This window comes from Sphaerisporangium album (assembly GCF_003323745.1).
GTDB lineage: Bacteria > Actinomycetota > Actinomycetes > Streptosporangiales > Streptosporangiaceae > Sphaerisporangium > Sphaerisporangium album.
In genome coordinates this window covers 391,133-404,277 of record NZ_QOIL01000001.1, presented here as the reverse complement: position 1 = coordinate 404,277, position 13,145 = coordinate 391,133, and the positions used below count along the sequence as shown (strand labels likewise).

The 13,145-nt window shown below is 74.2% G+C and carries 12 protein-coding genes; 2 read left to right on the top strand and 10 right to left on the bottom strand.

Translation table 11 applies throughout. The features are described from left to right. The first annotated feature begins 9 nt into the window (after window positions 1-9). A complete protein-coding gene (locus DQ384_RS01815; RefSeq protein ID WP_245966180.1) occupies window positions 10-243 on the top strand; it encodes a TFIIB-type zinc ribbon-containing protein in 234 nt (77 codons plus the stop codon). Window positions 244-436: 193 nt separating this feature from the next. Here the strand turns inward: DQ384_RS01815 and DQ384_RS01810 are convergent, their stop codons facing one another. The 9 genes from DQ384_RS01810 to DQ384_RS01770 all read right to left on the bottom strand — a co-directional run bounded on the left by DQ384_RS01810 (window position 437) and on the right by DQ384_RS01770 (window position 10,961). After that, window positions 437-1,411, bottom strand: coding sequence for a DUF3597 domain-containing protein (locus DQ384_RS01810; protein WP_147268600.1), 975 nt, complete (start codon window positions 1,409-1,411; stop codon window positions 437-439). A 75-nt stretch (window positions 1,412-1,486) separates the two neighbouring features. Next, window positions 1,487-3,199, bottom strand: a complete 1,713-nt coding sequence (locus DQ384_RS01805; RefSeq protein WP_114026859.1) for a bifunctional phosphatase PAP2/diacylglycerol kinase family protein — start codon at window positions 3,197-3,199, stop codon at window positions 1,487-1,489. A gap of 226 nt (window positions 3,200-3,425) precedes the next feature. Next, entirely contained in the window at window positions 3,426-3,788 is a 363-nt protein-coding gene (locus DQ384_RS01800; RefSeq protein ID WP_114027044.1) for a DUF2203 domain-containing protein, read from the bottom strand. Further along, window positions 3,785-4,240: a MarR family winged helix-turn-helix transcriptional regulator gene (locus DQ384_RS01795; protein ID WP_220182720.1), complete on the bottom strand. Its 456-nt coding sequence runs from the start codon at window positions 4,238-4,240 to the stop codon at window positions 3,785-3,787. The genes DQ384_RS01800 and DQ384_RS01795 overlap by 4 nt, the downstream gene beginning before the upstream one ends. A 144-nt stretch (window positions 4,241-4,384) precedes the next feature. Continuing rightward, complete coding sequence (locus DQ384_RS01790) at window positions 4,385-4,804, bottom strand: hypothetical protein (RefSeq protein WP_147268599.1); 420 nt, start codon at window positions 4,802-4,804, stop codon at window positions 4,385-4,387. Between the two features lie 227 nt (window positions 4,805-5,031). Continuing rightward, window positions 5,032-6,015: a methylmalonyl Co-A mutase-associated GTPase MeaB gene (meaB, locus tag DQ384_RS01785; protein ID WP_114026857.1), complete on the bottom strand. Its 984-nt coding sequence runs from the start codon at window positions 6,013-6,015 to the stop codon at window positions 5,032-5,034. Continuing rightward, window positions 6,002-8,185 (bottom strand): methylmalonyl-CoA mutase, encoded by a 2,184-nt coding sequence (scpA, locus tag DQ384_RS01780; RefSeq protein ID WP_114026856.1) that lies wholly within the window; start codon window positions 8,183-8,185, stop codon window positions 6,002-6,004. The genes meaB and scpA overlap by 14 nt, the downstream gene beginning before the upstream one ends. Then, on the bottom strand, window positions 8,182-10,026 hold the full coding sequence (locus DQ384_RS01775) for a methylmalonyl-CoA mutase family protein (RefSeq protein ID WP_114026855.1): 1,845 nt from the start codon (window positions 10,024-10,026) through the stop codon (window positions 8,182-8,184). The genes scpA and DQ384_RS01775 overlap by 4 nt, the downstream gene beginning before the upstream one ends. 155 nt (window positions 10,027-10,181) lie before the next feature. After that, window positions 10,182-10,961, bottom strand: coding sequence for a peptidoglycan recognition protein family protein (locus DQ384_RS01770; RefSeq protein ID WP_114027042.1), 780 nt, complete (start codon window positions 10,959-10,961; stop codon window positions 10,182-10,184). Between the two features lie 240 nt (window positions 10,962-11,201). Between DQ384_RS01770 and DQ384_RS01765 the strand changes: the two genes are divergently transcribed. Continuing rightward, window positions 11,202-12,311, top strand: coding sequence for a DUF5925 domain-containing protein (locus DQ384_RS01765; protein WP_220182719.1), 1,110 nt, complete (start codon window positions 11,202-11,204; stop codon window positions 12,309-12,311). A gap of 15 nt (window positions 12,312-12,326) precedes the next feature. Here the strand turns inward: DQ384_RS01765 and merB are convergent, their stop codons facing one another. Then, the gene (gene merB / locus DQ384_RS01760; protein ID WP_114026854.1) at window positions 12,327-13,112 is read right to left on the bottom strand and encodes an organomercurial lyase; all 786 of its coding nucleotides are present in this window, start codon (window positions 13,110-13,112) and stop codon (window positions 12,327-12,329) included. Between the last annotated feature and the right edge of the window lie 33 nt (window positions 13,113-13,145).

Genomic DNA, 13,145 nt, shown 5'->3' with positions numbered 1-13,145 from the left:
AGCGGTACCATGCGGACCTTTGACCGCAACGGCGTCCACATCGAGCAGTGTGACAACTGCCGCGGCATTTTCCTGGACTACGGAGAGCTGGAGACCCTCTCCCGGGTCGAGAGCCAGTGGGCGCAGCAGCAGTACGCCCCGCCGCCCCCGGCGCACGGCGCCCCGGCCTGGGGAGCCCCCCACCACGGCGGGCACCGGGGCCACCACCAGCGCAGCTGGGTGGGCATGCTCTTCTCGAGCTGACGGCTGTGCCCATGGCCTCGCTCCGCTCGGCGGTTCGGGGCGCCTGAGAGTGGGCGTTCTTCCACGGTTGCGGGCAAGGGATCGTCCCTCACCCTTGCCCGCAACCGCTCCAAAGCACCGCCGCGCCCCGAACTCCGCTCATGGCCGCGCCTGCGGCACGGCGGTTCGGGGGGCGGCGCCGGCGGGGCGGGCGTCAGCGGGGGAACTCGTCCGGGTCCACCTCGGAGCTCGTCGCGTTCCCCCCGAGCACGGACTGAAGGCTGATCGTCCAGATCGTGCGCCTGATCATGGTCGTGCCGCGCACCGTCCGGAACGACAGTGGCTTGTCGAACCGCTTGAACACGCAGTCGCGCGTGAAGAGGCGCGAGCCGTTCTCCCAGTCCGCGCCGCTGGTGTAGTAGACCTTGTAGGTGCCGTCGGGCACGCCCGTGACCGTGACGCTCTTGTTCTTGCGAATGTAGAAGCGGGTCACCGCGCTCTTGCCGCGCACCACGCTGAGCACGGTGTCGAACCGCCCGCCGTTCTTCACGGTCAGGCGTCCGAGGCCGCCCTGCGGGCCCCTGCGGACGAACGCGCCGTTGGCCAGCCGCCGCGACCGCTCCTTGGGCGTCCTGAGCTTCGCGACGTCGGCCGGGTAGTCGCCCTTGGCGGCGAGGTCCCCGCCCGCCGACCTGACCTCGCCGAACCCGCCCGCCTTCCCGAGCCGGGCGAGGACGGCCGAGGGCGCGCACAGATCGTGCCCGGCGACGCCGTCGCGCAGGGTGCCGAGGTCGCCTTCCAGCCCGCGCAGCGCCGCCAGGTAGTCGGTGTGCTCGGCGGTGACGTCGGGGGGCGGCGTGGCCGCCGAGAGCCCTTCCACCGCGTCGCTCGCGGCGTTCTGGGCGCGTTCGAGCCGCTGGTCCAGCGACTTCATCGAGCGCGACTTGGCGAGCCCGTCCAGGGCGGTCCTCAGCGGCCCGGCCGCGGTCGCCAGGGTCGTGCGGTAGGTCGCGGAGACGTCCACCGTGGGGCTCGCCGAGCCGCCGCCCGCCGGAGCCGTGGCCTCGGAGGAGCCTGACGAGCCCGCCGGGGCCGTCGCCGGTCCCGGCGTGCAGGCGGCCAGGACGGCCACGGAGCTCAGGGAGAAGGTCATGGCAAGCGCGGCGGGGGTCCGCCGGGAGGCGCTCATCCCAAGATGATCGAGGACGCCCGGATCACGCGTCAAGGCGATATGTCAGCTCCGCACTACGGCAAAACGGGCAGGTCATTCGATAGGGCGGAAAACCAGGAGGGAACGCGGCCGCTTGCTGAAGACGAGCGGCCCGGTCGCGGTGAACGTCTCCCCGTCCCGCGCCAGCCGCACCGCGTCCTTGGGGCCCTTGGACTCCTCGGCGGCCCCGGCGGGTCCCGCCGCCAGGTCGCGCAGGACCCCGGCGGGCCGGACGCCCTCCCTCGCCTTCGCGCGGCCGCCCGCGCCGCGCTCCGGCCGGCCCGTGGCCGCGCCTCCGAGTGCCCGGCGCGCCCGGTGCGCAAGGCCCGCGCGCCTCTCGTTGGCCTCCCGCGTCGCCTGGTCCGGCGATGAGACGTGGACGGTGTCGGCCCGCCACTGGAAGTAGTGGCGCGACAGCCCGACGCCGCCGAGGATCGTGCTCGCCATGGCGCGCAGCCGCGGCAGCCGCGAGGCCGCGGTGAGCAGCCGGACGTCCAGCACGCCGTCCTCCAGCCGGTTCCTGCGCGTGGGCGCGACGCCGCGCGACTCGTAGGCGCAGTTGCCCGCGAACAGGAGCCAGACCCGGCGCCGCACTCCGTCCACGACCAGCTCTTCCGGACGGCGGTCGTGCATCAGGACGTCCGCCATGGCCAGCACCAGCGCGGGCCACTTGCCGATCCTCTTCTCCCAGTCCTCGCGGCGGTCGACGACGAGCGGGTAGATGCCGAGGCTGGCCGTGTTCAGGAAGACCTTCCCCGCGACCTCGCCGACGTCCACCGACACGACGTGCCCGGCGCGGTAGGCGGCCACCGCCTCCTGGATCGTCTCCAGGCCGAGCGTGCGGGCGAAGTGGTCGAAGGTGCCCGCCGGGATGGGCAGCAGCGGCAGGCCGTGCTCGATCGCGACCTGCGCGCCGCAGTTCATGGTCCCGTCGCCGCCCGCGACGGCCAGCACGCGGGCCCGCCCGGCGGCCTCGCGCAGCCGCCTCATGAGGTCCTCGCCCGGCTGGACCTCGACGACCTCGGCCTTGGGCAGCACCTTGGCGACGGCGGCGGCCGTGCCGGGGTCGCGTCCGGCCGCCTCGTTGACCACGGCGACCACTCCCTCGCCGTCGGGGTCGAGGTCGATCAGCGGGGCGGTGGCGGCGACGCGGGCCTCGCCGATCACGGTCTGGCCGGGCCACAGGCGCTTGGTCACCACGGCGGCGGTCAGCCCGAGCGCCATGCCGGCGAGCACGTCGCCGGGGTAGTGGACGCCGGTGTACACGCGGGAGAAGCAGACGGCCCCGGCCGTCACCGCGACCGGCACGGCGACCCGGGCGGGCGCCTCCATCGCCACGGCGGTGGCGAACGCGACGGCGGAGGCCGAATGGCCGGAGGGGAACGAGTGCGAGCTCGGGATCTTGCCGAGCCTGGCCAGCGGGAAGTCGACGATGGACGGCCGCGTCCGCGCGAACGCCTGCTTGCCGAGCAGGTTGACCACGGGGCTCGCCAGGCTGATCGCGAGCAGGCCGCGCGTGGCCGCCCTGCGCATCCGCCTGCGCCCGGTGAGCGCCAGCCCGCCCGCGACGACCGCCCACAGCAGCGAGTTGTCCGCCGCGCGCGAAAGCCGGGGCAGCACGTGGTCGAAGCCGGGCAGGTGCGCGTCCGCCACCGCCTTGAACAGGCGTTTGTCCAGGGTGCCGAGCCGCTTCCTGATCGACGTGCGCTCGGTGATGGCGTTCCACATGCAGTGGTTAGTGCCCACTGGAACCTCGTGCAGTCCCATGACCGGCCTCGATTCACGCACGTGAGCCCACGCCTCTCCGGACGCCGTCCGGCGGTGGGGGAACCCGGTCCCGGGACGCGCCTCCGGGAGGGCCGAGGAAGAGTGCGGGGAGGGGCGCGCCGCGCGTGGCGAGCCCACCGCGCGTGACCGGCCCCGGCGAGCCGGTCCCCGGGAGACGATGCGGCGGGTCGGCGCGGCGCCGCCGGCCGAGAACCGCCGGGACGGTCTAGGGAAGGGGGCGGCGGCCGGGGAAGCCGAGCTCGCTGCGGTGGTACCAGCCGAGAGCGGTCTCGCCCTCGATCCAGCACAGGCGCACCGACACGCCGGACAGGACGGCGGGGAAGTCGACCAGCAGCGGCGCGACGCCCTTGACCTCGATGCCCTGCTCGCCGAACCAGCCGAGGATCTCGGCGACGCGCGCCTCCAGGGCCTTGGCCTCGGGGATGCCCCCGAGCCGCGAGCGCCCCGTGCTCCCCAGGTCGTGGCCGATCTCGGCCAGGTCGGCGCGGATCGCGATCAGGTCGCTCGCGTGCCCGAGGAGGGCCGGCATGAGCGCCCGTGCCTCCTCGACGGTGAAGATCCGGTTCACCACGGCGCCGCCGCGGACCCGCCCCGCGCCTTGATCGCCTTGGAGCAGCGTGCCAGCAGGGCGCGCAGCGTCTCGCGCTCCTCGGGGGTGAACTCCTCGAAGATGCGCCGCTCGATCGCCACCGCCCGCTCGTCGGCGGCCCGCAGCGCGGCCCGGCCGGCGTCGGTGAGGTGGGTCTCCAGGACGTTGCGGTGCCAGCGGTGCCGGGTGCGCCGCACGAGGCCGCGTTCCTCCAGGTTCCTGATCACGACGGTCATCGCCTGGGGCGTGACCATGCAGGCCCGGCCGAGTGCGGCCGAGGATATGCCTGGGCTGTCGGACAGGGCGAACAGCGCGGCGTACTGCGGGACCGTCAGGCGGGCCGTCCTGACCGCCTCGTTCTTGGCCGCCATGAGCTCCTGCTCGACCCGCTTGATGTCGAACCCCAGCCGCTCTCCGGCGGGCATGCTCATGGCCGCAATCCTATATGACCTTGGACGACAGCTCACGAACCACCGCTCCCCCGGCCGCGGGCGACGCCGGCCGTCCCGCCACACCCGCCGGCCCGCTCACGCCAAGAGGAGCACGCAACCCCCGAGGAGCACAGAACTTCCAGGTCAGACACGCGGGGCCACGGGCGCGCGGGAGACGGGCGCGTCGTCGTCGAGGGCGTCGCGGATCACCTCGTCCACGTCCAGTTCCAGCACCCAGACGCACCGCTCGTCGCCCTCACAGCACCCCCCGGCGTCCCCGTCCCCCGGAGGAGGACCGCCGTTCACGGTGCCCCCGGCCGTGCCGCTCACCGTGCCACTCGCCGTACCACTCACCGTGCCGCCGGCCGCGTCGTCCACGGGGGACCGCGAGCGGCTGAAGGCCGCGCGGAAGACGCGCTCCTCCCCCACCAGGCGGCACAGACCGATCACCCTGGTGTACACGAGAGGAGCCTCTCCGTGCCCGGGACGGCACCCCGCCTGCGCCGCCCGGCCGCCGCCGAGCGCCCTGGCGACGGCCTCAGACAGCATCGGATCACTGCTCATGCGCACCTCCGGTAACCGAGTGTGTCGCCATGGTGACACCTTCGCATCGTCCCGGTGGCCGGAAGGCCGGAGCCGGAGGAGTTTTCTCCACCTCGGGTGGCCGTCTGTCCCCAGGCGAATAAGTCATGACGAGGCGGGCATCGCCTCGCCCGCCGGCCGCCACGGGGCCCGCCACCGCGCCGGGGCCACCGCGGACCGGCCGGGGCGCCAGGCCGCCCCGGGCTCGGCTAGGACGGCGGCCGTGAGAAGGCGGCCAGCAGGCGGTCCGCGGCCAGGGACGGCGTGAGGGTGCCCTCCAGCACCTCGCGCTCGACCTCCGCGCCGAGCGCCGCGACCTCGGGGTGGTCGAGCAGGCGGGCGAGCAGGCGCTCGCGCACCAGCGTCCACGTCCAGCCGACCTGCTGGCGGCGGCGCTTGGCCGCGAGGCCCCCGGAGGACTCGAGCTGGTCCTGGTGGCGCACGATCGTGGCCCACAGCTCGGGCAGCCCGGCCCCCTCCAGGCCGCTGCAGGTCAGCACCGGGGTGTCCCACGTGCCGCCGCCCCCGCGCAGCAGCCGCAGCGCGCCCGCGAGCTCCCTGGCGGCCTTGCGCGCGTCCATCTCGTGCGGGCCGTCGGCCTTGTTGACCGCGATCACGTCGGCCAGCTCCAGCACGCCCTTCTTGATGCCCTGGAGCTGGTCGCCCGTCCGCGCGAGCGTGAGCAGCAGGAACGTGTCGACCATGTCGGCGACGGCGGTCTCGGACTGCCCGACGCCGACGGTCTCGACCAGGACGACGTCGAAACCCGCCGCCTCGACGACGACCATCGCCTCGCGGGTGGCCTTGGTGACGCCGCCGAGCGTGCCGGAGGTGGGCGAGGGCCGGATGAAGGCGTTCGGGTCGGCCGACAGGCGTGCCATGCGGGTCTTGTCGCCGAGGATGCTGCCGCCGGTGCGCGTCGAGGAGGGGTCCACGGCGAGCACGGCGACCCGCAGGCCCTGCCCGGTCAGGTGGACGCCGAGCGCGTCGATGAAGGTCGACTTGCCGACGCCGGGCACGCCGGTGACGCCGACCCGCCTGGCCTTGCCGGACAGGGGGGTCAGCTCGACGAGCAGCCGCTGGGCCAGGTCCCTGTGGTCGGCCCGGGTGGACTCGACCAGGGTGATCGCCCGCGCGATCCAGCCGATGGAGCCCTCGCGCACCCCCTGGACGTACGACTCAAGCGCGGGCATGGCCCAGCCGGGCGGACAGGTCGCGCAGCAGGCCGAGGGCCGCGTCGGCGATCACCGTGCCGGGCGGGAAGATCGCGGACGCCCCGGCCTCGCGCAGCGCCGCGAAGTCGCCCGGCGGGATGACCCCGCCCACGACGATCATGATGTCGTCGCGCCCCTGCTCGGCCAGCCGGTCGCGCAGCTCGGGCACCAGCGCCAGGTGCCCGGCGGCCAGGGACGACACGCCGACGATGTGCGCGTCGGCCTCGACGGCCTGGCGGGCGACCTCGGCGGGCGTCTGGAACAGCGGGCCGACGTCGACGTCGAACCCGAGGTCGGCGAAGGCGGTGGCGATCACCTTCTGGCCGCGGTCGTGGCCGTCCTGGCCGATCTTGGCGACGAGGATGCGCGGCCTGCGGCCCTCGTCGCGCGCGAAGGCGGCGCTGGCCGCCCTGACCTTCTCGACCCCGGCGGCGTCGCCGGCCTCCTCGCGGTACACCCCCGAGATGGTACGGACCTGCCCGGCGTGCCGCCCGAAGACCTCCTCCAGGGCGTCGGAGATCTCGCCGACGGTCGCCTTGGCGCGGGCGGCCTCCACGGCCAGGGCGAGCAGGTTGCCGTCGCCGGCGGCCCCCCGGGTGAGGGCGGCGAGCGCGTCCCGGCAGGCCCGCTCGTCGCGCTCCTCGCGCAGCCGGCGCAGCTTCTCGATCTGCTCGGCGCGCACGGCCGTGTTGTCGACCTTGAGCACCTCGATGTCCTCGTCGGACCCGGTGCGGTACTTGTTGACGCCGATCACCGGCTGCCGGCCGGAGTCGATGCGCGCCTGGGTGCGGGCGGCGGCCTCCTCGATGCGCAGCTTGGGCAGGCCCGCGTCGATGGCCTTGGCCATGCCGCCCGCCGCCTCGACCTCCTGGATGTGCCCGTGGGCGCGGCGCGCGAGCTCGTGGGTCAGCCGCTCGACGTAGGCGCTGCCGCCCCAGGGGTCGATCACCCGGCAGGTGCCCGACTCCTGCTGGAGCAGTAGCTGGGTGTTGCGGGCGATGCGCGCGGAGAAGTCGGTGGGCAGGGCGAGCGCCTCGTCCAGGGCGTTGGTGTGCAGCGACTGGGTGTGCCCCTGGGTGGCCGCCATCGCCTCCACGCAGGTGCGCACGACGTTGTTGAACACGTCCTGGGCGGTGAGCGACCAGCCGGAGGTCTGGCAGTGGGTGCGCAGCGACAGCGACTTGGGGTTCTCGGCGCCGAACCCCTTCACGAGCCCGGCCCACAGCAGGCGGGCGGCGCGCAGCTTGGCGACCTCCATGAAGAAGTTCATGCCGACGCACCAGAAGAACGACAGGCGCGGCGCGAACGCGTCGATGTCGAGGCCGGCGGCCACCCCGGCGCGCAGGTATTCGACGCCGTCGGCGAGCGTGTACGCCAGCTCCAGGTCGCACGTCGCCCCGGCCTCCTGGATGTGGTAGCCGGAGATCGAGATGGAGTTGAACTTCGGCATCCGCTGGGAGGTGTAGGCGAAGATGTCCGAGATGATCCGCATGGACGGGCCGGGCGGGTAGATGTAGGTGTTGCGGACCATGAACTCTTTGAGGATGTCGTTCTGGATGGTCCCGGTGAGCCGCTCGGGCGCCACCCCCTGCTCCTCGGCCGCCACGATGTACAGCGCCAGCACGGGCAGCACGGCGCCGTTCATGGTCATGGACACGCTCATGCGGTCGAGCGGGATGCCGTCGAAGAGCCGCCGCATGTCGTAGATCGAGTCGATCGCCACGCCCGCCATGCCGACGTCGCCGGCCACGCGCGGGTGGTCGGAGTCGTAGCCGCGGTGGGTGGCGAGGTCGAACGCCACCGAGAGACCCTTCTGCCCGGCGGCGAGGTTGCGCCGGTAGAAGGCGTTGGACTGCTCGGCGGTGGAGAACCCGGCGTACTGGCGGACCGTCCACGGCTGGGTGACGTACATCGTCGGGTACGGGCCGCGCAGGTAGGGGGCGACGCCGGGGTAGGTGGACAGGAAGTCGAGCCCGTCGAGGTCCTCGGCGGTGTAGAGCGGCTTGACGCCGATGCCCTCGGGCGTGTCCCACACCAGGTCGCCCGGGTCCTTGCCGGTCTGCTCCTCGACGGCGCGCGCCCACGCGGCCGGGCCGGCGTGCCCCGGTTCGCCGCCGGTCAGCGGAACTCCCGTGAAGTCGGGGATCATGGGGCCACTCCCAGGTCGTCGAAGGTGGCGTGCAGCACGTCCAGGGCGTCGCACCCGGCGTGCAGGACGGCGTCCACGCCGTCGTAGCGTCCCTTGCCCGCCAGCCAGACGCTCTTCGCGCCCGCCTCCCTCAGCGCGGCGGCGACGGGGACGGCGTGCTCGGCGTACAGCTTGTCACTGGAACACAAGCAGGCGACGGACGTGCCGCTGCGGCGGAACGCCTCGGCGATGGCGGCGGGGTCGGTGCCGGGGCCGCTCGCGACGGTGGCGAGGCCGCCCGCCTGGAAGAGGTTGGCGGCGAAGGAGGCCCGCGCGGTGTGGGCCGCGACCGGGCCGATGGTCGCCAGGAACACCGCGGGCCGGGCCTCGGCGCCGGCGGCGCGGTCGGCGCGGTCGCGCAGGTCCTCGTACGCGCCCGCGTAGCGCACGCGGGGCAGGCCTCCCCCGGCGGGCTCGGGCGCGGGGGGCCTCACCAGGCGCCGCTCCCGCGGGTCGGGGAACTCGCTGACGCCGGTGATCGGGTAGGTGCGATGGGCGATGTCGCGGGACCGGCGCGCCCAGGTGGCGGCGAGGCGCTCGGGGACGAGCCGGTCCAGGGCCGCCGCGGCTCCCCCGGCGCGCTCGATGTCCTGGAACCACTGCCAGGCCGCCTCGGCGAGGTCGGCGGTGAGCCGCTCGACGTACCAGGAGCCGCCCGCCGGGTCCAGGACGTGCGCCACGCCGGCCTCCTCGACCAGCAGGGCGTGGGTGTTGCGGGCGACGCGCCGGGCGAAGGCGTCGGGCAGCCCGAGCCGGGCGTCGAACGGCTGGACGGTGACGGCCTGCGCTCCGCCGGTGCCCGCGCCGAAGCAGGCGAGCGTCGTGCGCAGCATGTTCACCCAGGGGTCCCGGGCGGTCATCATCGCCGAGGAGGTGACCGCGTGCTGGACCTGCCCGCCGTGCCCGGGAACGCCGCACGCCTCGGCGACCCGCGCCCACAGCCGCCGGGCCGCGCGGAACTTCGCCATCGTGAGGAACTGGTCGGCGGTGGCGGCGTAGCGGAACTCGATCTGGCCGAACGCCTCCTCGATCGTGAGGCCGGCGTCGGTGAGCGCCCGCAGGTAGGCGACCCCGGTGGCGATCGAGCAGCCGAGTTCCTCGGCGTCGCCGCCGCCCGCGTCGTGGTACGGGGTGGCGTCGACGGTGAGCGCCCGGAGCCCGGGGAACTCGGCGGCGCGGCGGGCGAGGGCGGCCAGCGCGGCCGGTTCGGTGAGGGGAGCCCGGACGCCGGTGCGGGCGCGCAGGCCGAGGGGGTCGGCGCCGAGGTTGCCGCCCGCGGGGGCGACGCCGAGCCCGGCGGCCAGCCGCAGGTAGGCGTCGGCGGCCTCCTGCGTGCGGGCTCCGGCGTCGAGCACGACGGGGGCGAGGTCGAGGTGGACACCGTCCAGGGCCTGGGGCAGGGCGGCCGGGTCCAGGCCGTCCTCGCCGAGCACCAGCCACAGCGAGGTGACGCCGTTCTCCAGGTCCGCCAGCGCGGCCTCGCGGGTGGCGGCCGGGTCGGGGTGGGCGTGGCGCTGGCGTACGTCCCAGCCCCCCGGCGCGGCGCCGGCGGCCCGGGAGCCCCTGACGTACGGGGCGAATCCGGGGAGCCCGGCGTCCCCGGGCAGGTCGGCGGCGTCGTACAGCGGCGCGATCGTCACGCCGTCGTAGGTGGTGAACGACAGGGAGGCCAGGGCCTCCTCGGGCGAGCCCGCCTCCACGCCCGATCCGCGCAGCACGCCCACGGCGAGCCGCCGCCAGTCGTCCCGCGTGGCGGGAGGGAACCCGGCGGCCGGACGGAACTCCTCAGGCTGCACCCTCATGTCCCGGATCGTAAGCGATTCGCCGTCCGGGACGGGACGCCGGGGACCCCTCCGCGCGATCGGGGTCGCTCTGCGTGACCCGGGTGGCGGCGGCCGGGAGGGTCTCTGGTGAGCGGGGCCTGTCAGCCGTCCGGGCGCAGCACCGCCCGCGCCGGTCAGGAGAGCGGGGCCTCCCAGGCGGCGTCCCAGGTGAGCTTGCCGACGACGCCGTCGGCGTCCAGGCCCTGCTGCCGCTGGAAGGCGAGACAAGCGGCCTTCGAGGCGGGGCCGTAGGCGCCGTCCGCGTCGATGTTCGCGCCGCGCTTCTTCATCTGCGCCTGCCACGTGCGGACATCGTCGCCGCGCATGACCGGCGGGTACTTCAGCAGGCGGCCGGGGAACCTCGGGTGGTCTCCCGGCTCGGGGTCGGGGGGCGTCTGCCCGCCGCCGGGCCGGGGCGCGCCCTTCTTCACCCACGCGTACAGGCGGTCGCCGGGGCAGTCGGTGGAGTAGCCGTCGCGGTGGCCCTTGATCTCCCGGCCCGCGCCGCCGGTCTCGCGGAGGTAGGCGATCGCGTCCAGGACGCCGTGGAGCATCTCGTCGTTGGGCTGGACCAGGCCCGCGTTGCCGACGAGGGCGAGGACGGCGTAGTGGCCGCTGTTGAGGTCGGGCCCGTTGGCGGCGGGCAGGTGCTTGGGGCCCCGCCCGACGAAGACCTTGCGGTGACCACAGGCGATCATGCTGTAGCCGATGTCGATCCAGCCGTTGCCGTCCATGTGGAAGTTCTGGATGGACTTCACCATGGCGACGCAGCGGTCGTGGTCCTCCAAGATCGCCGGTTCCACCCTGCCACCCGTGTAGTGGACTTTGACGCCTTTTGTGGAGGTCAGAGTGGAATAGGAACCTCGGGGGGCACGGGCGCCCCAGTCTCTGCGCGTCACGATGTCGATGGCCACGAACAACTCCAGGGGGAACGAGCGCTTTCCGGACCGGCGCGCGGACCCGTCTTCCCACCCTGCGCCCGAACCTCGGCTTCGCGGCGCGCGGTGAGCGGAATCCGCATCTTGCCAACCCTATCCGCATGCTGATGCCCACATGGGGGGTTCGGCGATCCGGGGTTTCTCGATACCGACTCGTTTTGTAACTCTGCGCGAAAATGCTTGGACTTCCCGCACAATCGGCTGAATTATGAATATATGTCCATTGTGGAGGAGGTCCGTTTCCCCGCCGCGGAAGCCCTGCCCATGCGGGTGTGGCTTGACGACGGCGACTCGCCGATCGATGTCATCGACGCGCTGGCACTGTCCCCGTTCGCCAACGGGAACCAGCCCTACGCGCGTTCCGCCAGCCTGGAACGGGTGCGCCCCGACGCGGCGCTCATGCCGGCCCAGGCCCGACTGACCCGCTCCGCGCGCGAGCAGGACGGCCGCGACTCGCGCCTGGCGTGCGGGGACGGGTGGACGCTCCGGGCGGTCCGGTTCAGCAACCGCGCCGCCATCATCACCGTGACGGCCGTCAGCGACGAGCTCGCCCGCTCGGTGCTGGAGGAGGCCACCAAGGACGCGGTCGAGCCGATGCCGCAGGACAGCGGCCACGTCGACATGGGGTTCTGGTGGACGGGCGCCCGCGGGCCCCGCCGCACCGAGCGCCCCATCAGCGCGCCGCTGTGGCCGGCGATCCAGGCCAACTATTCCAAGGCGGCGCGCAAGGGACTGGAGGGCCTGATGCGCGTGACGCCGTCCGAGGTCGACGGGCGGCTGCTCCTGTTGCACGGGCCCCCGGGCACGGGCAAGACCACCGCGCTGCGGGCCCTGGCCCGCGAATGGGCCGAATGGTGCCAGGTCGACTGCGTGCTCGACCCCGAGCGGCTGTTCGCCGACCCCGGCTACCTGATGGAGGTCGCCGTCGGGTACGACTCCGACGACGACGGCCACCGCTGGCGTCTGCTGGTGCTGGAGGACTGCGACGAGCTCATCCGCGCCGAGGCGAAGGAGGCCACAGGGCAGGGGCTGTCGCGCCTGCTGAACCTCACCGACGGGCTGCTCGGGCAGGGAAGGGACGTGCTGGTGGCCGTGACCACCAACGAGGAGCTGTCCCGGCTGCACCCGGCGGTGGTCCGCCCGGGCCGCTGCCTGGCCCAGGTCGAGGCGGGCCGCCTGCCGTACGCCGAGGCGGTCGAGTGGCTGGGCTCCTCGGAGGGGGTCGGCCCGGCGGGGGCGACGCTGGCGGAGCTGTTCGCGCTGCGCTCCGGACGGGCGGGCGCGGTCCCGGCCTCGCCCGCGGAGACGACCGGCCTCTACCTCTGACGCGCTCCCGGACCGCTATACGTCCGACGCCGGCCCGGCCCCGGCCGCCTTCCACGCGGACGCCGCCGGGCCGGACCGGGTCAGCAGGGCCGGCTCGGTGCGCGCCAGCCCCCGCTCGACGGCCGGCTCGGGCTCCGGCGCCTCGCCGCCCCAGAAGGGGCCGGAAAGGCCGAGCTCCCCGAACAGCGCCCGCGCCTCGTCCGGGCTGCGGCGGCGGTACTCGCGGGTGAGGCGGCCGGCGTACCACCGGGTGGCGAGCAGCCACAGAGTGCGCAGGTCGAGGATCACGCCCCGGGGATTGCGGGTCTCGCGCAGCCACCGCCCGACGTGCTCCTCGGAGCAGAACAGCGCCTGGTGCCCGCAGGCGAACATCACGTCGTCCCACATGCGCGGGATCGGCACCAGGAAGTGGGCCACCAGGTCCGCCGTCGGCGGCTCGTCGGGGCAGACGTCCAGCGCCAGGGCGCGGCCGCAACCGGGGCAGTGGGTGGCGACCAGGCACGGCTCGCCGACCAGCGCGGGGATCGCGAACGAGTCCCAGGCGCAGCCGCCCCACCACTTGACCCGCGTGCCGGCCACGACGAATCCGAGCGGCACCGCCGACCAGGGGTGGGCCATGACGATCCGCCGCCGGTCGTCGTCCAGCACGAGCAGGTGGGCGTCGTGCAGCGCGCGGAGCGCCTCGAGCGCCTCGGGCGTCCCGATGCCGAGCTCGGCGGCGACCTCCTCGGGCCGCGGCGGCTCTCCCCGCTCGGCGAAACGCCGGTAGACGAGGACCCGCACGTCTGCGAGATCGTGCATGAGACTGACGATACCCATCCTGACCTGGGTCGA